This window comes from Roseovarius sp. S88 (genome assembly GCF_037023735.1).
GTDB lineage: Bacteria > Pseudomonadota > Alphaproteobacteria > Rhodobacterales > Rhodobacteraceae > Roseovarius > Roseovarius phycicola.
The window spans coordinates 2,064,721-2,090,256 of record NZ_CP146069.1; the positions used below are offsets into that span (position 1 = coordinate 2,064,721).

The window sequence follows — 25,536 nt, forward strand, 5'->3', positions numbered from 1 at the left end:
ATCGAGCAAGGCCAACCCAGCGGCCTGGCCGCCGATGCGCCGCTACTGACACAGTTGAGCAAGGGCTCACCCCTCCAATCGGGCACAATGCTTTGAAAAATACCCATGCCGAAACATGATTTGGTTCTTGGGCTGCTCAATGATTGGGTCTGGAGGCGAGTACCGGAATCGAACCGGTGTACACGGATTTGCAATCCGCTGCGTAACCACTCCGCCAACTCGCCTCTTAGTGACCGCGTCTACCTAGCATATGCCAGCCCGAGCACAAGCCAAAATCATTGGGTGCCGGACACAGGAAACTCCGGTGGAATGGTTCGGGTAAAGTTCGGACCCTATTCGCACTTAAATAGCCGGGGGCGGTGGCAGACTTAAACTGGCGGACCCAAGAGGATTAGCATCTTGGGTGCTTTAATCATTTATAAACAGTGTTTTGGCTTATAATTGTGGCTAACCTTTTAGGTGGGTTAGCCATTGTAAGTCCTTATTTTGTAAGGCTTTCAAGAACGACGCTTCGAGACAGTCTGACCGTACACGAACGTAGCAGGCGGTCGCTAAGCTTGGGGCAGTTACCGCTACCAGCCCTAAGCGGTCATCGAAGAAGCTTCATCAAACTCCCTAAAGTCAAAAGGCCGCCCATTCAGGCGGCCCAAGTTTATTTGTTTATGCTCTTGAGATTCTAACCCGCTCGCTTGCGTATGGCAAATAGGCTTCCAAGAGCAGCTATCAGCATCCAAGCAGCAGCAGGAAGCGGCACAGGAGCAGGAGCACTCAAGTCAGCTCTCTTCGGAGTACCAACATCGTTAGCTACTTCACCTCCAATAAAACCCGGCGTACAATCGTCACACACGCCAACATCAACTTGCTCGCTCAAAAAGTTGGCACCTGCCCCAACAATCGAAACCAGAAAGTCAAAGCTCAAGGGAGCCGAAAGTGGCTGTCCAACAATTCCTGATACTCCAAATGCTCCTCCTGAAACGCCGCCAGCCGGAGCGCTCAAGGTTCCGCCAATATTACTGCTTAGCAGTGATGCGACGGAAAAGTCGAAATTATTCAAGCTGCCGTCCCAATCAAAAACAATCTCGTTGAATGTGCTAAACGTGCTCGTAATGTCTCCTGACAACCTAAGTAAATCATCGGCGTCGTCGAACTCTGCCGAAAAATTGGCCACAGTAATCGCTCCAGCAGTGCTTGCAGTTATCAACACCGCTGTCAAACCCGCCGACGCGAGCTTAACTGTTTCTTTAATTAAGTTCATTGGTTACCCCCCTATTGGTCAACGTAGTAAACTACAGCTGTAGACTTAACAGCTTTGTACTAACAGCTTAAAGATGCACGGCAATGTTAACTCGAGTCAACGAGTTTAGCACCTTGCTAAGGGTCGGGGGATAATCTCTCATAACTCCGCCATGGAAAGTTACTATCTTTATCAATAACTTGTACGACTTCTCGGTTATATTCGCTTAACTTGTTTGGACTGCAGTTCAAGTCCAGCCAGCCTAAGTTTCTTTGCTTCAATTTGTTGAATCGAATTGTCCGCATCTGTGTTATTCGCGTCTCGTACAACGCGCAGCTATTCGGGTTTAAAACAGCCGCTGAGCGCTGTGAGCCCCTTTTCGAGCCTCGGTAGACCGCTAAACGCCGGTTCAGCGAAAGCAGATTCTTTTGTAAGGAATGGACAGTTTTTACCCCCTGACAAAGGGTTAAACACCATTAAGTCTTTGTTTTTATTTATAAAAATGGCGGACCCAAGAGGATTCGAACCTCTGGCCTCTGCCTTCGGAGGGCAGCGCTCTATCCAGCTGAGCTATGGGTCCGCGTGAGAGGCTCTATAGCTGTCGTGCCGCGGCCTTTCAATCTGCAATTTCAGGCAAAAAGCTCATGCGCCAGTTCAAGCGCCTCGACCAGCACGTCGACCTCGGCCTCGGTGTTGTAGAGGCCAAAGGAAGCGCGGCATGTGGCGGTGACCCCGAGGTGATCCATCAACGGCCCGGCGCAATGGTGTCCGGCGCGCACAGCGACACCTTTCTTGTCAAGGATGGTCGAGATGTCATGCGCGTGCGCCGCGCCATCGAGCGTAAAGGAAAAAATCGCAGCCTTGTCAGGGGTTGTGCCTTGAAGCTGCAACCAGTTTAACCCTTTGAGCTGCGCCATGGCATAGTCGCGCAGACGGTTTTCATGAGCGGCGATGTTGTCCATCCCCAGACCCATCATGTATTCCAGCGCAACGCCCAGTCCTATGGTTTGCACGATGCCCGGTGTGCCCGCCTCAAATTTCATCGGGGGGTCGGCATAGGTGATCTCATCCTTATGAACTTCACGGATCATATCGCCGCCGCCCATGAAGGGACGCATCTCAGAGAGGCGGTCCTTGTGCACGAAGATCGCGCCGGACCCCGAGGGACCATAGAGCTTGTGACCGGTGATCGCATAGAAATCACAACCCAGATCATCGAGGTTCACAGGCCCGTGCACAGCACCCTGAGAACCGTCGACCAGCACTGGCACGCCCTTGGCGTGGGCGGCGTCGGTGATGGTTTTGATATCAACCTGCGTGCCCAGCACATTTGACAGCTGCGTGATCGCCACCAGTTTTGTTTTGGGGCCAATCGCATCGATCACTGCCTGCGGGTCGAGCGCGCCGGTGCTGTCCACATCCACCCATTTGAGCGCCACACCCTGCCGTTCGCGCAGGAAATGCCAGGGCACGATATTGGCGTGGTGTTCCATAACGGACAGCACGATCTCGTCCCCGGCTTCCATGCGCGGCATGGCCCAGCCATAGGCGACCATGTTGATACCCTCGGTCGTGCCGGAGTTGAGGATGATCTGATCCTCATCCGCCACGCCAAGAAACCGCGCGATGATGCCGCGCACGGCTTCGTACTTCTCGGTTGCGAGGTTGCTAAGGTAATGCAGGCCACGGTGCACATTGGCGTATTCCTGGGCGTAGGCCCGCGTGATGGCGTCAATCACGACCTGCGGCTTTTGTGCACTTGCGCCATTGTCGAGATAGACCAGCGGCTTGCCATTGACCTCTCGTGAGAGGATCGGAAAGTCTTTGCGGATTTCATTTACATCATACATTTCCAGCCCCTCCGGTTATGCCGAGGAATAGTCCGCCCAGAACACCCATAGCGATTGAAGCCCCAAAAAGAACCGCAATGAACGACACGACGAGAACACCAAACGCCTTGAGGGGATTGTTGAACCCGTGCGCCGCGTCAAGAAAGCTTGTTACGGCCCAAAGCGTCCAGGCCAGAAACACAAGTGAGCCCAGCGCCGCGAGAGCGGGCACAATCAGGCTGATGAGGAACAGACCAAATGACAGCAACAAGGTCATGACTTGTAACAGGGTGAAGACGCTGAGGATGTCCAGAAGGCTGCCCTGCCCGCCCAAAGCTCGCCCCACCCAACACAACACATGCACCATCAGCACGGTGAAACCGAACAGCATCACTGTCGTAAAGAACGGGCTGTCTGTGAACAAAGAGTACAAAAGGAGGGTTTGCTGACCATTTGGCGTTCTGGACAGTTCTTCTAAGAGCGCGGGGGCAAAGGTGCCGCCAAGAAGCGCCCCACCATATAGAGCGACGACAACACAACAGTAAGCGATAACAGCATCCACCACACGGACGCGGGCAACCCAAGCGCAATCACGCGTTCAGCGGCTGCACGCGGGTTCTGTAGCGTCAGCGCAAAGAGTGGTTTAAACGTCTCAGAATTCACTTCGCCCCCCACCCGGCTTCGCGCAGGTTTGACACCCAAAACCACAAGAACACGGCCAGCCAAATGGCCCCGACAATGGTCAGCGCCTGACCCGGGCCGATAAAGCCTGCAACCAGCCCATGCAAGAGCTTGAGCGGGCTTGCTGCCAGAAAGGCCCAGAAGAGCGCAAGACGTGTGGCAAAGCCCGTGACGGCCCCGCCCATGGCGCGCAGCACAAATTGGCTCACAAAGGCAATCGCGTAGAAGATCAGAGGCGCAATGAAAATCCAGGCCATGAGCGACCCGCCCAATAGTGGATTGAGCTCCTGATCAGTAAGATGCGCCTCTCTGGACAAGGCTGGCCACTGGGCCACGAAAAAGACCGCGCAGCCTGCCATCAGAATGGCAAGCGCACGGCCTTCGTTTTCGCCCATATCCAAGAGACGCCGGAAAACCGTGCGCGGACCTCGGTAGGTCGCGACGATGTCAGTCGTCACTGGCATTAGTCGCGCCGCCGCTCCAGCCAGGCTTCGAGCCTTGCATTAATGTCTTCACGCAAGTCTTCGTTCTCGATCTCTTCCACGGCCTCCGCCAAAAAGGCCAGTGTCAAAAGATCGGTCGCGATGCTGTGTGGAACGCCGCGCGCGCGGAGGTAAAACAGGGCTTCCTCGTCAATTGCGCCAGAGGTCGAGCCATGGGAACAAGCCACGTCATCGGCGTAGATTTCAAGTTCAGGCTTGGCGAGAAACTCACTGTCGCCGTCCAAAAGCAGAGATTGGCTGATTTGGTAGCCATCGGTTTTCTGCGCGCCGGGCTGAACCAGGATTTTGCCCTGAAAAACACCCGTGGCGCCGTTGCGCAGAACCTTCTTGAACACCTGACGGCTTTCGCAGTTCACCGCGTCATGAGTGATGAACACTGTGTCATCATGGTGAAAATCACCATCCCCGACACAGGCACCCGCCACATGCGCCACGGCATTGTCGCCTGTCAGTTCCACAACGCATTCATTGCGGGTCAGAACGCCGTTGGCCGTCAAAGTGAAGGACTTGAACGTGCTTTCCTCGCCCAGCCGCGCAAACATATGTGTGACGGCCCGACGCTCATGGTCGCGCCCTTGTGCCCGGATGTGGTGAAGCGCGCCGCCATCGGCGATCTCGATCTCCATGCATTTGTTGAACCGTGCCGCCGCCGGACCGGTTTCAAGGATCGTCGCCGCAGCGCCACTTTCCACCCGCACAACATGATGCAGGAACACGTCAGATGTCTCTGATCTATGCGTGTAGATCAGGTTGATCGGCTTTGACGGTTGACCAGTGACCCGGATTGTTACGCCATCGCCGGCATAAGCGGTGTTCAGTGCAGCCAGCGGGCGCGCGACGGGTGTTTGACCGCGTGCCTCAAGGACCCCATACAGATCCTCCGCCCAGTGATCATCGGTGCAGCATACGTCTTCCAGCCGGTCGACCTGCACCCCCTCTAGTTCGAACGGATCTGACAGCTCTGGGCTATAGACCCCATCCACGAAGACGATTTTGAGCCGGTCCACGTTGTCGAAAAGCGGGGTTTCGTCGTCTACAAAGAGAGCCGCTTTTGGCGCATCCGGTTGCACCAGCGTGTCAGGTTTGGTGAATTTCCAGTATTCATCCCGACCCTGCGGCAGACCCATGCTGCGCAGCCGGGCAAGAGCAGCCTGACGCGCCTCAGCGGTACAGCCCACATCGGGAACCGTCATTGTGGCCAAACGACCTTCTGTCGCAGAATGCCTGCGGTCATCAAGTGCCATTATGCCACCTCTGCCAGAATGTCGGCATAGCCGTTGTTTTCAACTTCAAGCGCAAGATCAGGCCCACCGGTTTTCACGATGCGCCCATCAGCCATGATATGCACGACATCGGGTTTGATGTGATCGAGCAGGCGCTGGTAGTGGGTGATCACGAGGAATCCCCGGCCCTGGTCGCGCAGCGCATTGACGCCCTGGGCCACCAGTTTCATCGCGTCCACATCAAGACCAGAGTCGGTTTCATCCAGAATGCACATCTTGGGTTCAAGAACTGCCATTTGGAGAATTTCATTGCGCTTTTTCTCGCCCCCTGAGAACCCCACATTGACGGGGCGCTTGAGCATGTCGGCGTCAATTTTCAGCGTCTTGGCCTTCTCGCGCACCATTTTTAGGAAATCCGTGGCACTCATTTCCTCTTCACCGCGCGCCTTGCGCTGCGCGTTGAGCGCCGTGCGCAGGAAGGTCATGTTGCCCACGCCTGGGATTTCCACCGGATATTGGAATGCCAGGAAGAGGCCCGCCGCCGCGCGCTCTTCCGGTTCCATCTCCAGCACATCCGCACCTTCCAGCGTGGCGCCACCGCCGGTGACCTCATATCCGTCCTTGCCGGACAGAACATAGCTCAGCGTGGACTTGCCAGAACCGTTTGGCCCCATAATCGCGTGCACCTTGCCCGCCTCAACCGTCAGGTCGACCCCTTTCAGGATGGACTTTTCTTCTTCCTCAAGATCGACTTTCAAGCCTTTGATTTCCAGCATGGTCATGTCCTCATTTATGTTCGTTTTGACGCGCCGCTCAGGGCCGCGTCATCATTTCAATCAGATCGAGATAGTGCTCCGGCGCCAACGTCAGTGGGGCGACATCAAACTCTGCCATGCGTCCGGTCATTTTGGGCGTGCCGATAAAAGCCTCGACCCGGTGATACTGTTTGCGCCGTGCGTAATCGTCGATGAACAACGTCACGGGCTTTTTCGTGCGCAACGCCGTGGCCATCGCACAGCCGGTGCGAAATCGGCCATCCACCAAAACCACATCAGGCTGCTCGAACTTTGGCGCGTCCCAAACGGCCAGAGGATAGCGCGCGTAGCTTTGATATTTTGCCGGATCGGTGGGGTAGCCCCATTCCTTGGTTGGACCAATGTCAGTCCAGATGACGTCAACCGAGCTTCCCTTGGCCACGGGGTTTTCATCAAACCACTGGCGCATCATCTCGGCCCAGTCGCGATCACTTTCCACCGAGAAGATACGCTTGCCCGGCATCTCGGCCGCCATGACCGTCGAGCCGCCAGAGCCATATTCCAAGATCACATCCGCCTGCGCATATGCCGCGCAAAGGACAGCTGCCTCTGCTTCGGGCAGGGTTAGCTCTGGCCGGGTGATATGGGTTTGCGCCACGTCAGCCATGGCGCAAACCCAATCGGTTTATTCGATGAGAATGTATTCTCCACGGAAGAAGATGCTGCTCGGCTCTGAGCGGATCAACAGCGCTTCGACCCAGTCCTCGCCATAAATCCAAACAAAGGGTTCCGGAAAAATCCAGATGAGGTTGTGCATGGTCGACACGGCCAGAAATACACCAATCATCCGTGTTGTCATGATCTTGGGGTCCGTGGATCTGATGGCCACGCCAATGGCAAAGGCGCAAATCGCTGCAACGCCGATATCCATCATGTAAAGCATCATGTCGTCCGCCCCCTCGGCAGAGCCGACGAGATGCGCCGTGGCGAACCGGGCCATAAAGACCGACAGGATGCCCAGAAGCATGGCCCAGACAAAGGACAGCGGATAGGCCAGCCGCCCTCTGAGCGTGTCTTCGGACACTACAAAATTGCGTGTCCGCTTTTCGGATTGCGGGACGATATTCTCGACTGGTCCGGGTGTCACGGGCTTTGGCGCCCCTCCGATCCGGGCCAGACGCGCCTGAAAGGCTTCCTGTTGCGAGTCGCTCATTTTTGCGCTCCCACTGCTTCGATAACGCGTTCGTTACCAAGCCGGTTGGGCACAAATATGGCACAAATTGAACGGGAATTTGCAGGTTTGGTGCGATGTGAAAGGTCATAGCGGCCCCTTCACGTCGTCGTCTGCGTCACCTTCAAATCCGTTGAGACGTGCCACCACATTCTTTGTGGCCACCGCAAAAGCCGAAGACAGCATCAAAAGGACGAACCAGATCCAGAAAGACGCCAGCGCCGCTGGATGCGCCATCGAGGCCAGAACAAATCCCATGATGAAGACAATCGGAAACACCAGTCCACCCTCACGCGTGCCGTCCTCGTCCGAGACAACGGGGCGCTTGATCTTGCGCTCTTGGGGGGCTTCGGGGGAGACGGTCATGCGCGTGCCCTGTGGGATTACCCCACCGACCCTTCCAGTGAGATGGCCACCAATTGCTGCGCTTCCATGGCAAATTCCATCGGCAGCGCCTGAAGCACATCCTTGCAGAACCCGTTCACCACAAGCGCCACAGCCTCTTCTTCGTCCATACCGCGCTGGCGGCAATAGAACAGCTGATCGTCATCCACCTTGGATGTCGTCGCCTCATGCTCTACTCGCGAGGAATTGTTCTTCACCTCGATGTAAGGCACCGTATGCGCCCCGCATTTGTCGCCAATGAGCAGGCTATCACACTGTGTGTAGTTGCGGCTGTCCTTGGCCTTGGGATGCATGCTGACCAACCCGCGATAGGTGTTCTGTGCGTGCCCCGCGCTGATGCCCTTGGACACGATGCGGCTTTTGGTGTTCTTGCCCAGATGTACCATCTTCGTGCCAGTATCGGCCTGTTGATAGTTGTTGGTGATCGCGATGGAGTAGAACTCGCCCTGGCTGTCATTGCCGCGCAGGATGCAGGACGGGTATTTCCACGTCACGGCAGAGCCGGTTTCCACCTGCGTCCACATCACCTTGGACCTGTCGCCCCGGCAATCGGCGCGTTTGGTCACGAAGTTGTAAATACCACCCTTGCCGTTCTCGTCCCCAGGGAACCAGTTCTGGACGGTAGAATATTTCACCTCTGCATCTTCTTCGATGACGATCTCAACAACAGCGGCGTGCAATTGCGACGTATCACGCTGCGGCGCGGTGCAGCCTTCGAGATAGGACACGTAAGAGCCTTTGTCGGCGATGATCAAAGTGCGCTCGAACTGGCCGGTGTTTTCTGCGTTGATCCGGAAGTATGTCGACAATTCCATCGGACAGCGCACACCGGGCGGCACGTAAACAAATGAGCCATCTGAAAAGACCGCCGAGTTCAACGTGGCATAGAAATTGTCTGAAACCGGTACAACCGAGCCGAGGTACTTCTTGACCAGTTCGGGATGCTCTTTGATCGCCTCGGAAATCGAGCAGAAAATCACGCCTGCCTTTTTCAGCTCAGCCTGAAATGTCGTGCCGACAGAAACGCTATCAAACACCGCATCAACGGCGACTTTGCGCCCCTCGGCTGGCGCATCCTCTGCGCCTTCCACACCCGCCAGGATCATTTGTTCCTTAAGCGGGATGCCAAGTTTCTCGTAGGTCTCCAAAAGCTTGGGATCCACCTCATCGAGTGACTTCGGCTTTTCTTCCATACTTTTGGGGCGGGCATAGTAATACTGATCCTGAAAGTCGATTTCGGGATAGTCGACCATCGCCCAGTCGGGTTCTTCCAGCTTCAGCCAGCGTTCATAGGCCGCCATGCGCCATTCGGTCATCCACTCCGGCTCGCCGTTCTTTTCAGAGATCAGCTTGACGATATCCGGGGTCAGGCCCTTGGGCGCATATTCCATCTCGATATCGGTGTTCCAGCCGTATTTATACGTGCTGATGTCTTTCACCGCATCGACCGTCTCCTGGTCTACGCCGTCTTTGACCACATCATCCAGTGCCGCCATTGGGCTTCTCCTCTGTCATCTCCGCCACTCCGGCTCAGGCTGAGCGGGCGCGAAATTTCTCATATGCGCTGGTCCAAGCCGCCGCAAAGGCGCGGACCTCGTCTTCTGTCGTCTGGGGCCCCAAAGAGACCCGGATCGCACTTGCCGCTTCGACCTCGTCAAACCCCATCGCCGCCAACACCCGGCTGGACTTCACCTTGCCCGAGGAACAGGCCGAACCCGCCGAGATGGCAAATCCCGCCAGATCCATCGCCATCACCTGCGTCTCGCCCTTCCAGCCGGGCGTGATGAAACAGGACGTGTTGGGCAGCCGCTCCGCATCTTTCCCGACAAAAATAGTCTGTGATGAAGATTCCTCAATAGCCTTTTCTAGAATCTTTCTAAGTTTTTTTACTCGGTCCCAGACACCCGCTTCGAGATCGCGTTGGGCGGCTTCAGCGGCGGCGCCAAATCCGGCGATGCCAATGACGTTTTCGGTGCCGGACCGGCGGCCCATTTCCTGGCCGCCGCCGCGCGCGAGCGAGGTGATATCCACACCTTCACGTAGGATCAGCGCGCCCACACCTTTCGGTCCGCCCAGTTTATGCGCAGAACAAATGGCAAGATCCGCCCCGCTCCAGGAAAAGGCGAAAGGCATACGCCCGATGGCTTGCGTGACGTCCAGCAAAAGCCAATCAGCGCGCAACTGTCCGTACTCGTACTGGCCGTCGACTTTTTCTGCCACTTGAGTAATCACGCCAGTTTCCGAATTCGCCAACCCCATGGCCAGGGTATGGCCCGGTCCCTGCGGGCACTCAGTCGCGTTCGACAGATCAAAATAAGACCAAAGCGCATCATGTGCTGTGTCCTGTACCATGACATCGCACCCCTTGGGCCGAGCGGCCAAAATCCGTGCCGCCTCAGTTGCCCCGGACGTGAAAACAACCTCTTGCGGCTTGCACCCCACCGCTGCCGCAACCTGCGACCGCGCTTTTTCCACCAATCCCTTCGCGGCCCGCCCCTCGGCATGCACGCTCGACGGATTGCCCACCACATCCATCGCCGCGACCATCGCGTCGCGCGCCTCGGGCCGCAACGGAGCCGTGGCATTGTAATCCAGATAGACCCGGCTCACAGCCCAGCATCTTTCTTGTCAAAAATACCCAAAAACGCGCCGTGCCTCATTCCTCGTCCACCACGGAAAAGAGCGATGGCACCGCCGGACAAGGCGCCAATGAGTTCTCCACCACATCACTGAGCCGCGTCTGGTGCAGAAACACATAGACATGCGCGCTCAACCCTTCCCACAGCCGGTTGGTCATGGATTGCGCGCGCGATCCACTCGCCGCACCCGAGGCCCCTGCCCCTTTGTGCAAAGCATCAATGGTTTCATCTACCGCCGCCAGAATGTCGACCACGCGAATTTCCGACGTGGACCGCGCCAGCTGATACCCGCCACCGGGCCCGCGCACGCTGGTCACAAGCTCGGCCCGGCGCAATTTCACAAAAAGCTGCTCCAGATAGGGCAAAGAGATGTCCTGACGCTTGGAGATATCCCCCAGCGTGACCAGCGTCTCGGGTCCCTGAAGGGCAATATCGGTCAGCGCGACCATGGCATATCGGCCCTTAGTGCTGAGTTTCATGTCTCTTCCCCCGGCGAATTGATTGACCTTAACTGTGACAGGCCTTATCTGGCTTTTTGCTGCAATCAATGCTTGTGGCCATAGTTTAGAATGAATCTAAAGTGCTAGGCTGCGAACGTCAAGAAATTGCCCGGCACCAACGCGTAAAAAGGGGACATGAATGCCCGAGGTCATTTTTCCTGGCCCCGAAGGTCGACTGGAAGGCCGCTACCACCCGCAAAAAGAGCGCGACGCGCCGATTGCCATCATCCTGCATCCGCATCCGCAGTTTGGCGGAACGATGAACAACAAGGTGGTCTATAACCTGCACTACGCCTTTCACAACATGGGCTTCACCGTTCTGCGGTTCAATTTCCGTGGCGTGGGGCGTAGCCAGGGCGAGTATGATCAGGGTGTGGGTGAGCTTTCTGATGCCGCCTCAGCGCTCGACTACCTGCAATCGATGAACAACAATTCCAAACATTGCTGGGTCGCAGGTTTCAGCTTTGGCGCCTGGATCGGCATGCAGCTTTTGATGCGCAGGCCCGAGATCACCGGTTTCGTCTCGGTATCCCCACCGGCCAATATGTATGACTTTTCCTTCCTGGCCCCCTGCCCGTCTTCGGGTCTCATCCTGAACGGCACCAATGACCGGGTTGCCCCGCCTGCGGACACCCATGCGCTCGTGAGCAAATTGCACGAACAGCAGGGCATCACCATCACCCATACTGAAATCGACGGCTCAGGCCACTTCTTTGAAGAGCCGCATATGGACACGATGCTCGACACGGTGACGACCTATGTCAAACGCCGCCTGACCGAGACCACGAGGTAAGCCATGGGCACGACCGAAGATCTGGCGGATGATCTGGCGCTTAAGGTCATCAAATATGTCGACACCTCAGGCGATGATGGCGTGATCACCGACATTGTAAATGTTCTGGGGGCCACGTCACAATCGGCTGAAGAGGCCTTCCTAACCGCTCTGCGCGTCCGCCGCGCGAACCAGAAAGCCCGAGAGCTATTGGTACAGCGGGTAAAGAAGTATCAGGCCAAACAGGCCGCAAATGCTCCGGCGAAGACCGAAGTAGCGGAAGATAAGAAAGACACAGGCTAGGCCGGCATCAGCGCACAAAGTATCGTTTTTCAGAAACAGATGACTGCTGTGCGGACAAAGCGGACGTTTAGATCAGAACCAGACTATCCAAAGATCGCGGTTAGACGTCGATATGCCTCTTCCGGCCAAACGTCCTTGAACTCATAAAAGTTCTCAAAGATCGGGATGTCCTTATTAAGCGGAACCCACGCCTGCTTGCTGGCTGTAAATATCTGAGCGTTTGGCGAACAGAGGTCTGGATTGTCAAGCGTTCCCACGCGGACGTATGTGAGCTTTCCTAGTCTAACGAGATAGCTGCTAAAGACAGCTGTGCCGCAGACCCCGCATCGAGTGATGATTTGGCCCTTGCCGCTGGGAGTGGCAAGCCTGTGTTCTGTCGTTTCGCCTCTACAGGAAACGCGATCTGCTTCAATGATCGCGTTAAGCACATATGCAGAACCCGTTTGTTTCTGACACTCTTCGCAATGACAACAATGCACAAACATCGGAGCCGATGACATCCGATACGTCACTTGCCCACATCCACATGCGCCGGTGAAGCCTTCTGTTTCTTTGGATGTCATCGCTCAAGCCACCAAATCATAGTGTTTGATCGCCCGAGCTTCGACAAGCTCAGCCTCAGCGGGATCGATGTGTGGCGATTGGTAGTCCTGACCGACAAATGCCTTGAGCGATGCAAGGTCGCGCCAGATCATCACAAAACAGAACTCTCTCGGACTATCCGCGCGAGGTGCCCCGGGCAGAACTTGGACGATACCGTCCATTCCCTTCATCAAAGGGATGGCTGTATTGTGAAAAAAATCGCCGAACTCCTTCTCTTTACCTTCTCGCACAAGTACCTGAAAAATGCGCATGATCATGCTGTGTCCCCCTATGAATGGGTAACGCCTGCATGAGTGCCTCAATCCCTTCCTTAGCACAACGACGAACGAATGTCGCGCTTGGGCTCGAAGATGACTTTAGCAGCTAGGCAGACTTTTGTGTCGCCAAGTAGCCGTTATGGTGCATACTTCAAACCGCTTTTCGAGCCGTCACAACGAAGTGAGTTAGCGAGAAGAAGAAGCGCCCACTGTCTGCTAGTAAGCGTTGCTCTTCCGCCCAATTCTTGACTTCCTCCGCCGGAACAAGATTCTTAGCCTCGGCAAATCCGCCCATCAAAATGATCATCATATTCGCCAACCCGTCGGGTTTCAGTTGCGTATCACAAATTGTGATTGGCGTGACACTTTCCACCAAGAACCCGGTCTCCCTCAGCAATGGGGGCAAAAGGGCCGGAACGCGGCGTTCAGCGAAATGATGGTCCCAGGCCTTAACCATTCGATCCATTCTATCCGGTGCGTCGCTGTGCCAAACTAGGCTGTCGAAGTGAATATCGCCGATGACGAGTACACCGCCGGGTTTGAGAACGCGATGAATTTCAGACAAAGCCGATGGGATATCATCCAAGTACTCAAAGACCTGAACCGAAACGGCTTTGTCTATCGTGCTGGACGAAATCGGAAGACTGTCCGCTGAACCAGCAGCAAACTCAACACAGCTTTGGCCTTGGCACCGTTCTTGAGCCGACCATCGCATGTCTTCGCTTGGGTCCACGCCAACAATACGACCGCTATCCCCCACGGCTCGTGCAAGCTCCAGGGTCAAAAGCCCATTTCCGCAGCCAACGTCAACGATCGTTTCACCTGGACCAGGCCTTAGGGCATTAAAGCTTTCCTGACGCCGTCTAGTGACATCAGCGCCTTGGTACACGCTATCCAGAAGCCGGGTGGTTTCTGCATCGAATTCAAGCATGAAGTGTTCTCTGTCGCTTTGATCAATGCAAAGGCATTATCACATCGGGGTATAAAAGTCTGCTATGGGCTCCAACCGGTCATTCCTTCTCCACCGCCTTCACTTTCACCGCTAAATCCTTGGCTATGGCAAAGGCGCCCTGAATTTTGTCCTTGGCCTTTTTCCAGTCGCGCCGCACGACGATCTTGTTGTCGCGCACTTTGGCCAACCCGCGCTGATCCTTGATGAACTCTACCAGTCCCGCCGGGTTGGCGAATTTGTCGTTGTGGAACTGGATTGTAGCCCCTTTGGGGCCGCCATCGAGCTTGGCGATGCCCGCGCGTTTGCACATGGCCTTAATGCGCACCACCAGCAGAAGCGTGTTGACCTCGCGCGGCAGTTTGCCAAAACGGTCGATGAGTTCAGCGGCAAAGCCTTCCAGTTCAACCTTGCTGCTCAAGCCACTGAGACGGCGGTATAGCCCCAGCCGCACATCGAGATCAGGCACGTAATCCTCGGGAATCAGCACCGGCACCCCGAGATTGATGGTCGGTGCCCATTGATCATCGGCATCACTCAGCCCCTCAAGCTCACCGGCCTTGATCTTGGCAATCGCCTCTTCGAGCATGGATTGATAAAGCTCGTAGCCCACATCGCGCATCTGGCCGGACTGCTCTTCGCCCAGAAGGTTCCCTGCTCCACGGATATCGAGATCCTGACTGGCAAGTGTGAACCCGGCCCCCAGTTGATCCAGACTACCCAGCACGCGCAGGCGTTTTTCAGCGGTGGGTGTAAGACGCAAGCGCGGCTTGGTGGTCAGATACGCATAAGCACGCGTCTTGGAGCGGCCAACGCGGCCTCTGATCTGGTAAAGCTGCGCCAGACCAAACATATCGGCGCGGTGAATGACCATTGTGTTGGCGGTGGGAATGTCGAGACCGCTTTCGACAATCGTCGTGGCCAGCAGCACATCAAACTTTCCGTCGTAAAATGCATTCATACGCTCATCAAGCTGCCCGGCGGCCATTTGACCATGGGCCACAACAACGCTCACCTCGGGCACCTGTTCGCGCAGGAACGCCTCGACCTCTGGAATGTCCGAGATGCGCGGGACGACATAAAAGCTCTGTCCGCCACGGTAATGCTCTCGCAAGAGCGCTTCGCGGATCGTGACCCCATCAAACTCGCTGACATAGGTGCGGATCGACAGCCGGTCGACGGGCGGCGTGCCGATGATGCTCAAATCCCGCACCCCGGACAGACTAAGCTGCAGCGTTCGCGGAATAGGCGTGGCCGTCAGCGTCAGTACATGCACCTCTGAACGCAGAGATTTCAGCCGCTCTTTATGCCCCACGCCAAAGCGTTGCTCTTCGTCGATGACCAGAAGACCGAGGTTTTTGAACCGGATATTCTTGGCCAAAAGCGCATGGGTGCCGACGACAATGTCCACCGTGCCATCGGAGAGCCCTGCGCGGGTTTTGTTAGCCTCACCGGCACTGACAAAGCGCGACAAAGGCCGCACGGTGATCGGAAAGCCGCGAAACCGTTCTGCAAAGCTTTGATAGTGCTGACGCGCGAGCAATGTGGTCGGCGCAATGACCGCGACCTGAAGACCCGACATGGCGGCAATGAAAGCGGCGCGCATGGCCACCTCGGTTTTGCCAAAACCCACATCGCCACAGATGAGCCGATCCATCGGCGTGCCGCTTTCCAGATCGGCCAGCACATCCTCAATCGCCCGCAGCTGATCATCGGTTTCCTGATAGGGAAAGCGCGCGGAAAACGCCTCCCACGCGTGATGTTCGGGCTCCAGCACGGGCGCCTTGCGCAAGGCACGCTCAGCGGCGATGCGAATTAGCCGGTCGGCCATCTCGCGGATGCGCTCTTTGAGTTTGGCTTTTTTGGATTGCCACGCTCCGCCGCCCAGACGATCAAGCAAACCCTCTTCATGGCCGTAGCGACTAAGGAGCTCGATATTCTCCACGGGCAGGTACAGCTTGGCGTTTTCCGCATACTCCAAGAGCAGGCACTCATGCGCGGCCCCCGCCGCGGTGACGACTTCCAAGCCAAGGTAACGACCAATGCCGTGATCCACATGCACCACGAGATCACCAGCGCTCAGGCTTTGGGCCTCGGTCAAGAAATTCTCGGCACGGCGGCGCTTTTTGGGCGCGCGGATCAGCCGGTCTCCGAGGATATCCTGTTCGGCAATGACCGTAAGTCCCGGCGCCTCAAACCCATGTTCAAGCTCCCACACGGTCAGGTGCAGGCCGTGTTTGCCAAGGCCCGAAGCATTGCGCACGGTGACAGCGCCCAGCAACCCCTCATCCTCAACCAAACCTTCGAGACGCTCTCTCGCCCCTTCGGAATACGCGGCCAAAACAACGGGACCCTGGGTAAGCTTGTCCTCAACATGAGTTTTGAGCGCACTGAAAAGATTGATCTTTTCCTGCTGGCGCTCAGGAGCAAAATTGCGCCCAATGCGCCCACCCGCATCGATCACGCCAGGACCCGGTGCATGCGGCAACGCCTGAAAACTCAGGACGCGGCGATCGGCGATCGCCTCACCCCAGGCCTCATCGTCCAGGTAGAGAAGGTCCGGTGCGATGGGCTTATACACCGTGTCGTCGCGACCCTTTTGCGTCATCGCATGGTCACGCGCGTCAAACTGATCTGCGATGGCATCCCACCGGGCGGTGCGCGCGGGGTCAAACTGCTCATCCAGCGTCACTGAGGCCATGGGCAGGTAGTCAAACAGCGTTTCCAGCCTGTCGTGAAACAGCGGCAACCAGTGCTCCATCCCGGCCTGCTTGCGCCCGGCACTGACCGCCTCATACAGCGGATCGTCGCTGCCCGCCGCGCCAAAGGCAATGCGGTAGTTTTGCCGAAACCGGGTGATGGCCGCCTCATCGAGGATGACTTCGCTCACTGGAGTCAGATCAAGCTGCGTGAGCTTTTCAGTTGTCCGCTGCGTCACCGGATCAAACCGGCGCAGACCATCCAGCACATCGCCAAAGAGATCCAGACGCACCGGCCCGGCCTCGCCGGGGGCAAAGATGTCAATGATGCCGCCACGGATGGCATAGTCCCCGGGCTCCATCACCGTGGGGGATTGGGAAAACCCCATGCGCACCAGAAATGCCTTAAGAGCATTCTCGTCGATCTGATAATCAACAGTGGCTGAAAAGGTGGCCTGTTTGAGAATGTCGCGCGCCGGCACGCGTTGGGTCGCGGCGTTCAAAGTTGTCAGCAGCACAAATTCCTTTGGCGCGCCCTGCACCAGACCGGCCAGCGTTGCCATACGCGCCGCGGCGATGTCGGCATTGGGCGACACCCGGTCATACGGTAGACAATCCCATCCGGGAAATCGCAGAATCGGCAAGTCAGGCGAAAAGAACTGTAGCGCTGCGTCCAGCGCGGCCATTCGCTTGTCGTCGCGCGCCACATGCACAACCGGTGTGCCGCTGCGCGCCACTTCGTCTGCCACAAGCCGGGCGTCAAAGCCTTCCGGGGCGCCGCCAACGCCGATACGCTGTGCTTTGGTCATGTGGTCCGCCCCTGCCCGGCTCTTAGCCGAGTGCGCCGATGGACATGTTTTGGTACATGCCCCAAATCGCAGTAATGAAGATCGAAATCATACCAATGACTTGAGTTATGAGCCGGTGGCGCAACAATATCTTAAAGAGCGCCTCACCCTGTAGGTCGCGCATTTGAATGACATGGGAGGTGCGCACGGACATCAACCCAACCAAGCTCATCGGAAAGAGTAGCAAAAACACCGCTTGCGAGAACTCGTTGCCGTAATAGAACCCGAGCGTCCCAAGCACCGTCAAAACAAAGCACAGGAACCCTGCCAGCAACAGCCCGGTTTCCTCCATGATAAAGAGAATGCGGTTGGTGTTGATACGCACCAGATCGTGGAAATCCTGCGCGCCAACCATGTCACCAGAGCGGCGGGCACGCTGCGCCAGATCCCATGGAATGCCCAGTACCCAATGGCTGGTGGATGACCATAGCAAAGCCAGCACAATCCAGAACCAAAGGTTGCTGAAACTGCGCATGTCGATCAGCTCGAAAACGTGCTCGTACCAGTCCACTTTTGAGACCTTTTATCCTTACCGCGCCACGTCATAGCGCCGGTGTTCGGCAATTCCTACCCTTGAGATGCGTTAAATTCCATGCCAGTGAGAATGTGACCTTAAAAAAGGACAAACTGATGCGCCCAGTGCACGCCCCGTTTCCCATCACCCGGTTGCGCCGCACACGTCAGAACGCGGCCATCCGTGATCTGGTTGCAGAAACGACCCTGAGTGTCGGCGACCTTATTTGGCCTGTGTTCGTGCGCGAAGGTGAGGCCATCGAGGAACCTGTGCCGTCCATGCCCGGTGTATCGCGACGTAGTGTCGACAAGATTGTCGATGTGGCAAAAGAAGCCGCCGACCTTGGCATTCCGGCGATCTGCATCTTTCCCTACACAGCGCTGGAAGAGCGTACAGAAGACTGCGCCGGTGCATGGGATCCCGAAAATCACGCCAATCGCGCCATTCGTGCGATCAAGGCAGCGGTGCCTGAGCTTTTGGTCATGACGGACGTGGCGCTGGATACGTACAACATCAACGGCCATGACGGGTTTGTCGTGGATGGCGAGATTGTTAATGATCAAACCAATGAGGCCCTGGTCAAAATGGCCCTGGCACAGGCTGATGCAGGTGCCGACATCATTGGACCTTCGGACATGATGGACGGTCGCATCGGTGCCATCCGTCAAGCGCTGGAAGGTGCCGGGCATCAGAACGTGATGATCCTCAGTTATGCTGCGAAATACGCGTCAGCCTTTTATGGCCCGTTTCGCGATGCTGTGGGGGCGTCTGCGGCGCTCACCGGAGACAAGAAGACCTATCAGATCAACCCAGCCAACTCCGATGAGGCGATCCGCTGTGTTGCGCGAGACCTGGAGGAAGGCGCGGATATGGTCATGGTCAAACCGGGCATGCCCTATCTCGATATGTGCCGCAGGGTAAAGGATGCCTTTGGCGCGCCCACCTATGCCTATCAGGTGTCAGGTGAATACGCGATGATCATGGCAGCGGCACAAAACGGCTGGATCGACGAGGATCGCGCGATGATGGAAAGCCTCATGGCCTTCAAGCGAGCCGGATGTGACGGGGTTCTGAGCTATTTCGCCCCGCGAGTTGCGCGGGCACTGTCCGGGTGATCTGAAAACACCAGCAATATGTTGCTTTGCACCACAATCTGTGGTGACAGGCGCAGCTCACGCCTCTATAGTGAGTGTGACGGCATGCAAAAGGCCGGATTCGACAATTTATATACTCAGGCAACGAACAGGCAGTCCTATGAGCAAACTTTCACGGCGCAGCTTTACGCTGGGCGCACTGGCCGCATCCCCCCTTCTCGCCGCTTGTGGCAATGGCGTTGGAAGCACCGGTGGTCAAAAGATCGACGCGCGCGTCGATTCAACTCTGAATTATCTCTACTCAACTTATCCCAACACTCAGGATCTGGCGAACAAGTCTACAGGGCAGCTCGTCATGCCCTTGATCACCGAAGGTGGCTTTATCTTCGGGGGTGGCTTTGGCCGAGGTGCCCTGCGCGTTGGAGGTGCAACCGTTGACTATTACTCAGCCACCAAAGGCAGTGTTGGCCTTCAGATTGGCGCACAGCAATTTGCGCATGTTCTGTTTTTCATGACCGAAGACGCATTGACTGATTTCCGCGCCGCCTCTGGCTGGGTCGCGGGCGCGGATATCGAATATGTGTTCTCTGACAAAGGTGAAAACCTGCGCACGGACACCACAACAATTACAAGCCCTGTCGTGGCGGTAATCTTTGGTCAGGCCGGCGCGCTTGTAGGTGTATCCCTCGAAGGCACGAAATACACGCGCATCATTCCATAACACATTGATATTTCTACAAAAAGGCGAGGCTAGTCCCTCGCCTTTTTTCGTGTGCAATCAGTGCAACTGAAACTCACCCGTCACATGTCGCCATTCGCCTGGGCTGATCAATTTGCGATGTGTGAATTTGACGGAATGCAATGGCCCTTCAATCTCGTCCTGCCAGAATTCGATAAATTTAAACAGATTGGGATGGTCCGGCGCTGTATCATATTCCTGCCAGATGAACGTGTTCAGGACATGCGTATAATCCGGCATGTGATAGAACATTTCGGCTGTGGTCAGCCCGTAGCCTTTGAGCATCATTTCGGTTTCAGACATGGTCATTGCTCAACCTCTTACCTTTTTTCGTTGCCCCCAGTAGTTTCATCTTGCCATGGAAAAATTACTTTTCAATAAAAACAATGTGTTATCACCTAAGTGATGTGGCTGCCAAACAAGGCTCAGCAGAGGCATTGCACCCTATATCCTGCCTCTGGTATAGTTTTCATGACTATATATAGAGTTTGTGCGACAAGACGGGACATTACGTGAGCGACACGCCAGAAACCCCTGAAAACGAAGATGAAATGCCGCCGGAGCGCCCGCCATATGATGGGCCATCGGTGTCAATCATCGACGAGATGAAAACATCCTATCTCGACTATGCGATGTCGGTGATTGTCAGCCGCGCTATCCCTGACCTTCGGGATGGTTTGAAACCGGTGCATCGACGCATCCTTTACGCGATGCACGAAACGGGCAACACGCATGACAAGGCATACCGGAAATCCGCGCGCCCGGTGGGTGACGTCATGGGTAAATACCACCCCCACGGCGATAGCGCGATCTATGACGCTCTTGTACGTATGGCGCAGGATTTTTCGATGTCCCTGCCCTTGCTCGACGGGCAAGGCAACTTTGGCTCGATGGATGGCGATAACCCGGCGGCGATGCGCTATACCGAAGTGCGCATGGACAAGCCCGCCGCGTCACTTTTGGCGGATATTGAAAAAGACACGGTTAACTTTCAGGACAACTACGACGGTAAGGACCGCGAACCCTCGGTCTTGCCCGCGCGCTTCCCGAATATGCTGGTCAACGGCGCGGGGGGGATCGCGGTGGGTATGGCCACCAACATCCCACCGCATAACCTTGGTGAGGTGGTAGACGCTACGTTGGCACTGATCGAGAATCCTGACCTGAGTTCTGAACAACTGATTGAATATGTGCCTGGTCCGGACTTTCCGACCGGAGGCATTATGCTGGGCCGCTCAGGCGCGCGCAAAGCATATATCGAAGGGCGTGGCAGTGTTGTGATCCGCTCAAAAACACGCGTAGAGGAGATTAGGAAAGACCGTTACGCCATTGTTATTGATGAGATTCCGTATCAGGTGAACAAAGCGGCGATGATTGAAAAAATCGCCGAAACCGTGCGTGACAAGAAGATCGACGGCATCAGCCATGTGCAAGACGAATCCGACCGCAACGGTGTGCGAGTCGTGGTGGAACTGAAGCGCGACGCGACGGCCGAAGTGGTTCTCAACCAACTCTTCCGGTTCACGCCGATGCAGACGCATTTCGGCTGCAACATGTTGGCCTTGAATGGAGGTCGGCCAGAGCAGTTGACACTTTATGGCTTCCTCTCTGCCTTCATCAGCTTCCGCGAAGAGGTTGTGGCCCGCCGCACCGCATTTGACCTGCGAAAAGCACGTGAGCGCAGCCACGTCCTTTGCGGTCTGGCTGTAGCCGTCAGCAACGTGGATGAGGTCGTGGCCACGATCCGTAGTTCTGCTGATGCCGCTGAAGCGCGTCAAAAGCTGATGGAACGCCGTTGGCCCGCTCAGGATATTCTGGAATACATCGCTCTGATTGATGATCCGACCCATACGGCAAATGACGACGGGACGTACAATCTCAGCGAAACACAGGCCCGTGCCATCCTCGATCTGCGACTGCAGCGTCTGACGCAGATTGGCGTGAAAGAAGTCACCGATGAACTGCAGGAGTTGGCCGGTAAAATCAAGGAATACCTTGCTATTTTGGCCAGCCGAGAGCGGATCATGGAGATCATCTCGGACGAGCTCAAAGAGGTGAAAGAGCAATTCGCCGTCCCACGCCGCACCGAGATTGTCGACTGGTCTGGTGACATGGACGACGAGGACCTCATCGAGCGCGAGGACATGGTCGTGACGGTTACATCCGGCGGCTATATCAAACGCACTGCCTTGGCCGATTTCCGTGCGCAAAAGCGGGGTGGCAAGGGTGTGTCGGGCATGCAGACCAAAGAAGAGGACGTGATCACCACCCTCTTTGTGGCCAATACGCATACGCAGCTTTTGTTCTTCACCACCGATGGCATGGTCTACAAGCTTAAGACCTGGCGCCTGCCCCTTGGGGGGCGCACGTCCAAAGGCAAGGCAATTGTGAATATCCTGCCAATTCCGACGGGGGTGAGCATTGCCGCCATTATGCCCGTCGACGTGCCCGAGGAAGAATGGAATGACCTTCAGATCTTCTTTGCCACCTCGGCAGGCGATGTGCGGCGCAATGCGCTCAGCGATTTCACCAACGTCAAATCCAACGGCAAAATCGCCATGAAGCTGCCTGATGAGAACACCAGGTTGGTGAATGCGCGCATTTGCTCTGAGGAGGATGACATCATGCTGGTGACGAACTCGGGGCGCGCGATCCGTTTCCCCACCACCGAAGTGCGCGTGTTCAAAGGGCGCGACTCCACCGGGGTTCGGGGCATCAAACTGCAAAACGGTGATCAGGTGGTTTCGATGTCTGTGATCCGCCATTTCAAGGCAGACACGGATGAGCGCGCGGCTTATCTGAAAATGCGCCGCGCGCTGGCAGGGGCGTCTGAAGAAGATGTTGTAAGTGACGAGGAAGGCAACGAAAACGCCTCGATCAGCCCGGAACGCTTTGAAGAAATGCAGGCCGCGGAAAACCTGATCCTGACCATTACGGATCAGGGCGCGGGCAAGCTCAGTTCAAGCCATGACTACCCCGTGCGGGGCCGTGGCGGCATGGGCGTGCAGGCCATGGACAAGGCCATGCGCGGTGGCGCTCTGGTGGCTTCCTTCCCGGTCGAGATGGAAGATCAGATCATGCTGGCCACATCCCGGGGGCAATCGATCCGGGTGCCGGTCGACGGCATTTCCTTCCGCTCGCGCAGCGCAGGCGGCGTGAAGGTATTCGACACCGGCAAGGGCGAACAGGTGGTCAGCGTGGCTTGGATTGCTGAGACTGGCGACGAAGACGAAACCGAAGATCAGACAGTCGAATAGAGCCAGCAAATTCACAGGATTTGCCAAGGTTTTGGTCCAATTGTGCCGCAATGGTTAACCATACTACGCCTTGTAAGGGGTGTGGTGCCTTTGTGCACCGCTATGGAACGGAAACCAGATCGCGTGACACCAAGAACGCAAACATGGCTGGACCACACTGGTCTGAACCTGATCCGCATTGTGGTTGGGTCATATTTCATTGCGATCACAATGGGGTTGATCACCGGGTTTGAGCCCACGGCGTTGTTCGTCCTTTATTCCAGTCCCGTGATGGCCGACTTGATCGGTACAATCGTGCTATTTTCCTTAACAATAATCTACATGACGGGATGGCAACTTCGGCTGAGTTGTCTGGCTCTGGCGCTGTTTGTTCTCACGTCCAGTTTGGCGCAGAATTTCATGATCTCCCCTGCGGGCACAATCAGCGATTTCTGGCGCGACCTGACTTTGGTCTGTGCCGTGATCCTGTCCTACTCCAGCCTGGGTCGGGCCGAACTCCGCAAAGCAGCCCTTGTTGGCAGGCACAGGATTGTCGGACCGCGCCGACTCGGGGACAGGATTGTGCCAAGACGCGTCACGCTTGAAACCAGCGCGCGCGCGACGTCACGCCCAATGCAGGACATTCCAATGTTGGCGGCGGCACCTTCGGACATGCCGCGCTTTGATGAAGAGACCTCAGGTGAACCTGCCCAAGAGCAGTATGATTTCAAAGCCGTGCGTTTCGAAACCACTCGAAAACAACCTGAACCATCGGAACTACCGGATACCGAGGTCGAGCTGAACTTGTTGTCAGATGATGATCCCACCGAGGACAGCGAGCAAAAGAATATCTTCGCACCAATGTAGACGGTTGATTTTTCAATCCATGTGAACCCGTATGGACGAAGAAAGTGCAATTTGCCTTTCGACGTAACGGGATTGAAACCAATTTGGCTCAAGTAAGACGCGTATTGATCACCGGATCCGGCGGGCGTTTGGGGCGGCTATTGCGCGCCGCAACCCGGCTTTCGGACCCTGTGGGATATGAGATTTTGTTTCAGTCCCGCGCGTCGGATACCGACATTTGCTGGTCGCCCGGTGATCCTTTGGATGCGTTTCCGAAATGTGACCTGATCGTCGCGCTTTGGGGGCGCACGGATGGAGATGAACGCGCCTTGGCCCAGAATTCCGATCTGATTGACATCAGCCGTGATGTCGCCCGCCAGTGTGATGCTGACCGCGTGGCTCATATGTCTTCCGCCGCGGTCTATGGTCCGGGTGAGGACTTGACCGAGGACGCCACGCTGTCACCGGTCAACCCGTATGGAGCGGCCAAATGCGCCATGGAGGCGCACATTGCACAGACACACGATCCGGGTGGGCCCCAGGATATCGTATTGCGACTGGCCAATGTCATTGGCGCAGATAGCCTTGCCCCCGCCCTGAAAGGCACAAAGCCTGTTCACCTGGACCGTTTTGGGGATGGTCATGGACCGCGTCGCAGCTATCTGGGCGCGACGGATCTGCTGCGGGTCATTTTGAAGATGACCAATGCGCAGGCGGTGCCAAAGGTGCTGAATGTGGCATCTGTCGCATCAGTCGGAATGGAAGATATTGCAAGAGCGGCAGGCAAGGATATCACTTGGCAGCCTGCCCCGGAGACAGCCGTGCAGAATGTTACACTCGATATCTCGAAGTTGATCGCAGCTTGTCCGGGCTTATCAAGGACAGGTACGGCCGCTGATCTTGTTGCCGATTGGCACGCGCTGGAGGATGCGTCATGAATGCATCAAAGCGCTCTATGGATGTCTGTTTGGCACTGATATTTGCGACGATTTTGTTTCTACCCGGTCTTGTGATTGCCTGTGGTGTGCTTCTGCTCGATGGCAGGCCGGTGTTCTATCGCTCTGAACGGATGAAAAGCTTTGAGCAGGGATTTGCCCTCTGGAAGTTTCGAACAATGCGAGACGGCAGTGCGGATAACTCGGTCTCGGGTGGTTACAAAAGGGATCGGATCACAAGCCTTGGGCGTTTTCTCAGGCGGACGCGCCTGGATGAAATCCCGCAAATTATCAATATTTTACGCGGCGACATGAGTTTTGTAGGCCCGCGCCCGCCGCTGCGGCGGTATGTGGACCTCCGCCCGGAGATCTATCAGAAGGTCCTCACTTCGCGCCCCGGGATAACTGGGTTTGCTACAGTGCATTTCCACCAGACAGAAGAGCGGTTGCTGAGACACAGCCACGACAAAAATGACGCCGATGCGATCTACATTCATCACTGTATCCCGGCCAAGGCACAGCTTGATCTTTACTGGGCCAAACACCGGTCGCTTTGGCGCGATTTCGGATTGTTGTGGTTGACCGTCGCACATGTCTGTTTCGGGGGCACGCGCAGACAAACGCCAGCGAATTCCACACAAGTCATCAGAACACCGTGAAGTATGAGGCCGGTACCGGGTAACGCCTTGCGAAACACAAGGTTAAAAACATATGTTCCGACCAGCCATACGTCGCGCGATG

27 protein-coding genes and 2 tRNA genes are annotated in these 25,536 nt (G+C 56.2%); 8 read left to right on the forward strand and 21 right to left on the reverse strand.

Annotated elements, in window-relative coordinates:
- Window positions 1–150 precede the first annotated feature (150 nt).
- From RZ517_RS10460 to RZ517_RS10530, 15 genes are all read right to left on the reverse strand, one after another.
- Window positions 151–224, reverse strand: a tRNA-Cys gene (locus RZ517_RS10460).
- Between the two features lie 452 nt (window positions 225–676).
- Entirely contained in the window at window positions 677–1,255 is a 579-nt protein-coding gene (locus tag RZ517_RS10465; RefSeq protein WP_338548186.1) for a VPLPA-CTERM sorting domain-containing protein, read from the reverse strand.
- Between the two features lie 482 nt (window positions 1,256–1,737).
- Window positions 1,738–1,814, reverse strand: a tRNA-Arg gene (locus tag RZ517_RS10470).
- 49 nt (window positions 1,815–1,863) lie between these two features.
- Entirely contained in the window at window positions 1,864–3,084 is a 1,221-nt protein-coding gene (locus tag RZ517_RS10475; protein ID WP_338548188.1) for a cysteine desulfurase, read from the reverse strand.
- Window positions 3,077–3,628: a YIP1 family protein gene (locus tag RZ517_RS10480; protein WP_338548190.1), complete on the reverse strand. Its 552-nt coding sequence runs from the start codon at window positions 3,626–3,628 to the stop codon at window positions 3,077–3,079. Before RZ517_RS10480 ends, RZ517_RS10475 begins: the two co-directional genes overlap by 8 nt.
- A complete protein-coding gene (locus tag RZ517_RS10485) occupies window positions 3,538–3,726 on the reverse strand; it encodes a hypothetical protein (protein WP_338551215.1) in 189 nt (62 codons plus the stop codon). The genes RZ517_RS10480 and RZ517_RS10485 overlap by 91 nt, the downstream gene beginning before the upstream one ends.
- On the reverse strand, window positions 3,723–4,208 hold the full coding sequence (locus tag RZ517_RS10490) for a YIP1 family protein (RefSeq protein ID WP_317054525.1): 486 nt from the start codon (window positions 4,206–4,208) through the stop codon (window positions 3,723–3,725). Before RZ517_RS10490 ends, RZ517_RS10485 begins: the two co-directional genes overlap by 4 nt.
- The gene (gene sufD / locus RZ517_RS10495) at window positions 4,208–5,491 is read right to left on the reverse strand and encodes a Fe-S cluster assembly protein SufD (protein ID WP_338548191.1); all 1,284 of its coding nucleotides are present in this window, start codon (window positions 5,489–5,491) and stop codon (window positions 4,208–4,210) included. The genes RZ517_RS10490 and sufD overlap by 1 nt, the downstream gene beginning before the upstream one ends.
- Window positions 5,491–6,246, reverse strand: a complete 756-nt coding sequence (gene sufC / locus RZ517_RS10500; protein WP_338548192.1) for a Fe-S cluster assembly ATPase SufC — start codon at window positions 6,244–6,246, stop codon at window positions 5,491–5,493. Before sufC ends, sufD begins: the two co-directional genes overlap by 1 nt.
- Window positions 6,247–6,283: 37 nt before the next feature.
- The gene (locus RZ517_RS10505) at window positions 6,284–6,892 is read right to left on the reverse strand and encodes a hypothetical protein (protein ID WP_338548194.1); all 609 of its coding nucleotides are present in this window, start codon (window positions 6,890–6,892) and stop codon (window positions 6,284–6,286) included.
- An 18-nt stretch (window positions 6,893–6,910) separates the two neighbouring features.
- The gene (locus RZ517_RS10510; protein ID WP_338548196.1) at window positions 6,911–7,438 is read right to left on the reverse strand and encodes a hypothetical protein; all 528 of its coding nucleotides are present in this window, start codon (window positions 7,436–7,438) and stop codon (window positions 6,911–6,913) included.
- Window positions 7,439–7,543: 105 nt separating this feature from the next.
- Window positions 7,544–7,822 carry a hypothetical protein gene (locus RZ517_RS10515; RefSeq protein ID WP_338548197.1) on the reverse strand — a complete coding sequence of 93 codons (279 nt, stop codon included), beginning with the start codon at window positions 7,820–7,822 and terminating at the stop codon, window positions 7,544–7,546.
- A gap of 17 nt (window positions 7,823–7,839) precedes the next feature.
- Window positions 7,840–9,357, reverse strand: a complete 1,518-nt coding sequence (gene sufB, locus RZ517_RS10520; protein WP_338548198.1) for a Fe-S cluster assembly protein SufB — start codon at window positions 9,355–9,357, stop codon at window positions 7,840–7,842.
- 34 nt (window positions 9,358–9,391) lie between these two features.
- The gene (locus RZ517_RS10525; protein WP_338548199.1) at window positions 9,392–10,471 is read right to left on the reverse strand and encodes a cysteine desulfurase family protein; all 1,080 of its coding nucleotides are present in this window, start codon (window positions 10,469–10,471) and stop codon (window positions 9,392–9,394) included.
- 46 nt (window positions 10,472–10,517) lie between these two features.
- Complete coding sequence (locus tag RZ517_RS10530) at window positions 10,518–10,979, reverse strand: Rrf2 family transcriptional regulator (protein WP_338548200.1); 462 nt, start codon at window positions 10,977–10,979, stop codon at window positions 10,518–10,520.
- A 160-nt stretch (window positions 10,980–11,139) separates the two neighbouring features.
- Here RZ517_RS10530 and RZ517_RS10535 point away from each other — a divergent pair, with 160 nt between their 5' ends.
- Together RZ517_RS10535 and RZ517_RS10540 are read left to right on the forward strand one after the other, a co-directional pair.
- A complete protein-coding gene (locus RZ517_RS10535) occupies window positions 11,140–11,793 on the forward strand; it encodes an alpha/beta hydrolase (protein ID WP_338548201.1) in 654 nt (217 codons plus the stop codon).
- 3 nt (window positions 11,794–11,796) lie between these two features.
- Window positions 11,797–12,075, forward strand: coding sequence for a hypothetical protein (locus RZ517_RS10540; protein WP_338548202.1), 279 nt, complete (start codon window positions 11,797–11,799; stop codon window positions 12,073–12,075).
- An 83-nt stretch (window positions 12,076–12,158) separates the two neighbouring features.
- Here RZ517_RS10540 and RZ517_RS10545 read toward each other — a convergent pair whose 3' ends face one another.
- The 5 genes from RZ517_RS10545 to RZ517_RS10565 form a co-directional block, all read right to left on the reverse strand.
- Window positions 12,159–12,638 carry a GFA family protein gene (locus RZ517_RS10545; RefSeq protein WP_338548203.1) on the reverse strand — a complete coding sequence of 160 codons (480 nt, stop codon included), beginning with the start codon at window positions 12,636–12,638 and terminating at the stop codon, window positions 12,159–12,161.
- A gap of 3 nt (window positions 12,639–12,641) precedes the next feature.
- Entirely contained in the window at window positions 12,642–12,935 is a 294-nt protein-coding gene (locus RZ517_RS10550) for an antibiotic biosynthesis monooxygenase family protein (RefSeq protein WP_338548204.1), read from the reverse strand.
- Window positions 12,936–13,086: 151 nt separating this feature from the next.
- Window positions 13,087–13,866: a methyltransferase domain-containing protein gene (locus tag RZ517_RS10555; protein ID WP_338548205.1), complete on the reverse strand. Its 780-nt coding sequence runs from the start codon at window positions 13,864–13,866 to the stop codon at window positions 13,087–13,089.
- Window positions 13,867–13,945: 79 nt separating this feature from the next.
- A complete protein-coding gene (mfd, locus tag RZ517_RS10560) occupies window positions 13,946–17,392 on the reverse strand; it encodes a transcription-repair coupling factor (protein ID WP_338548206.1) in 3,447 nt (1,148 codons plus the stop codon).
- A 22-nt stretch (window positions 17,393–17,414) separates the two neighbouring features.
- Window positions 17,415–17,942 (reverse strand): component of SufBCD complex, encoded by a 528-nt coding sequence (locus RZ517_RS10565; protein ID WP_338548207.1) that lies wholly within the window; start codon window positions 17,940–17,942, stop codon window positions 17,415–17,417.
- Window positions 17,943–18,061: 119 nt separating this feature from the next.
- On the opposite strand from RZ517_RS10565, the gene hemB reads away from it, so the two are divergent.
- The gene (hemB, locus tag RZ517_RS10570; protein ID WP_338548208.1) at window positions 18,062–19,060 is read left to right on the forward strand and encodes a porphobilinogen synthase; all 999 of its coding nucleotides are present in this window, start codon (window positions 18,062–18,064) and stop codon (window positions 19,058–19,060) included.
- 139 nt (window positions 19,061–19,199) lie between these two features.
- Window positions 19,200–19,760, forward strand: coding sequence for a YSC84-related protein (locus RZ517_RS10575; protein WP_338548209.1), 561 nt, complete (start codon window positions 19,200–19,202; stop codon window positions 19,758–19,760).
- A 57-nt stretch (window positions 19,761–19,817) separates the two neighbouring features.
- Here RZ517_RS10575 and RZ517_RS10580 read toward each other — a convergent pair whose 3' ends face one another.
- Window positions 19,818–20,087 carry an usg protein gene (locus RZ517_RS10580; RefSeq protein ID WP_338548210.1) on the reverse strand — a complete coding sequence of 90 codons (270 nt, stop codon included), beginning with the start codon at window positions 20,085–20,087 and terminating at the stop codon, window positions 19,818–19,820.
- A 242-nt stretch (window positions 20,088–20,329) separates the two neighbouring features.
- On the opposite strand from RZ517_RS10580, the gene gyrA reads away from it, so the two are divergent.
- The 4 genes from gyrA to RZ517_RS10600 all read left to right on the forward strand — a co-directional run bounded on the left by gyrA (window position 20,330) and on the right by RZ517_RS10600 (window position 25,454).
- Entirely contained in the window at window positions 20,330–23,035 is a 2,706-nt protein-coding gene (gyrA, locus tag RZ517_RS10585; protein ID WP_338551138.1) for a DNA gyrase subunit A, read from the forward strand.
- A 123-nt stretch (window positions 23,036–23,158) separates the two neighbouring features.
- Complete coding sequence (locus RZ517_RS10590) at window positions 23,159–23,881, forward strand: hypothetical protein (protein ID WP_338548211.1); 723 nt, start codon at window positions 23,159–23,161, stop codon at window positions 23,879–23,881.
- Window positions 23,882–23,985: 104 nt separating this feature from the next.
- Window positions 23,986–24,798 (forward strand): NAD-dependent epimerase/dehydratase family protein, encoded by an 813-nt coding sequence (locus RZ517_RS10595; protein WP_338548212.1) that lies wholly within the window; start codon window positions 23,986–23,988, stop codon window positions 24,796–24,798.
- On the forward strand, window positions 24,795–25,454 hold the full coding sequence (locus RZ517_RS10600; RefSeq protein WP_338548213.1) for a sugar transferase: 660 nt from the start codon (window positions 24,795–24,797) through the stop codon (window positions 25,452–25,454). Before RZ517_RS10595 ends, RZ517_RS10600 begins: the two co-directional genes overlap by 4 nt.
- Window positions 25,455–25,536: the final 82 nt, after the last annotated feature.

Excerpts from the sequence above, each read along its gene's own strand:
- RZ517_RS10490 (WP_317054525.1), bottom strand. The coding sequence starts at position 4,208 with ATGCCAGTGACGACTGACATCGTCGCGACCTACCGAGGTCCGCGCACG.
- RZ517_RS10580 (WP_338548210.1), bottom strand. The coding sequence starts at position 20,087 with ATGACCATGTCTGAAACCGAAATGATGCTCAAAGGCTACGGGCTGACC.
- RZ517_RS10465 (WP_338548186.1), bottom strand. The coding sequence starts at position 1,255 with ATGAACTTAATTAAAGAAACAGTTAAGCTCGCGTCGGCGGGTTTGACA.
- RZ517_RS10535 (WP_338548201.1), top strand. The coding sequence starts at position 11,140 with ATGCCCGAGGTCATTTTTCCTGGCCCCGAAGGTCGACTGGAAGGCCGC.
- sufB (WP_338548198.1), bottom strand. The coding sequence starts at position 9,357 with ATGGCGGCACTGGATGATGTGGTCAAAGACGGCGTAGACCAGGAGACG.
- RZ517_RS10600 (WP_338548213.1), top strand. The coding sequence starts at position 24,795 with ATGAATGCATCAAAGCGCTCTATGGATGTCTGTTTGGCACTGATATTT.
- RZ517_RS10575 (WP_338548209.1), top strand. The coding sequence starts at position 19,200 with ATGAGCAAACTTTCACGGCGCAGCTTTACGCTGGGCGCACTGGCCGCA.
- RZ517_RS10550 (WP_338548204.1), bottom strand. The coding sequence starts at position 12,935 with ATGATCATGCGCATTTTTCAGGTACTTGTGCGAGAAGGTAAAGAGAAG.
- sufC (WP_338548192.1), bottom strand. The coding sequence starts at position 6,246 with ATGCTGGAAATCAAAGGCTTGAAAGTCGATCTTGAGGAAGAAGAAAAG.
- sufD (WP_338548191.1), bottom strand. The coding sequence starts at position 5,491 with ATGGCACTTGATGACCGCAGGCATTCTGCGACAGAAGGTCGTTTGGCC.
- RZ517_RS10545 (WP_338548203.1), bottom strand. The coding sequence starts at position 12,638 with ATGACATCCAAAGAAACAGAAGGCTTCACCGGCGCATGTGGATGTGGG.
- RZ517_RS10555 (WP_338548205.1), bottom strand. The coding sequence starts at position 13,866 with ATGCTTGAATTCGATGCAGAAACCACCCGGCTTCTGGATAGCGTGTAC.
- hemB (WP_338548208.1), top strand. The coding sequence starts at position 18,062 with ATGCGCCCAGTGCACGCCCCGTTTCCCATCACCCGGTTGCGCCGCACA.
- gyrA (WP_338551138.1), top strand. The coding sequence starts at position 20,330 with ATGCCGCCGGAGCGCCCGCCATATGATGGGCCATCGGTGTCAATCATC.
- RZ517_RS10540 (WP_338548202.1), top strand. The coding sequence starts at position 11,797 with ATGGGCACGACCGAAGATCTGGCGGATGATCTGGCGCTTAAGGTCATC.
- RZ517_RS10475 (WP_338548188.1), bottom strand. The coding sequence starts at position 3,084 with ATGTATGATGTAAATGAAATCCGCAAAGACTTTCCGATCCTCTCACGA.
- mfd (WP_338548206.1), bottom strand. The coding sequence starts at position 17,392 with ATGACCAAAGCACAGCGTATCGGCGTTGGCGGCGCCCCGGAAGGCTTT.
- RZ517_RS10515 (WP_338548197.1), bottom strand. The coding sequence starts at position 7,822 with ATGACCGTCTCCCCCGAAGCCCCCCAAGAGCGCAAGATCAAGCGCCCC.
- RZ517_RS10505 (WP_338548194.1), bottom strand. The coding sequence starts at position 6,892 with ATGGCTGACGTGGCGCAAACCCATATCACCCGGCCAGAGCTAACCCTG.
- RZ517_RS10510 (WP_338548196.1), bottom strand. The coding sequence starts at position 7,438 with ATGAGCGACTCGCAACAGGAAGCCTTTCAGGCGCGTCTGGCCCGGATC.
- RZ517_RS10530 (WP_338548200.1), bottom strand. The coding sequence starts at position 10,979 with ATGAAACTCAGCACTAAGGGCCGATATGCCATGGTCGCGCTGACCGAT.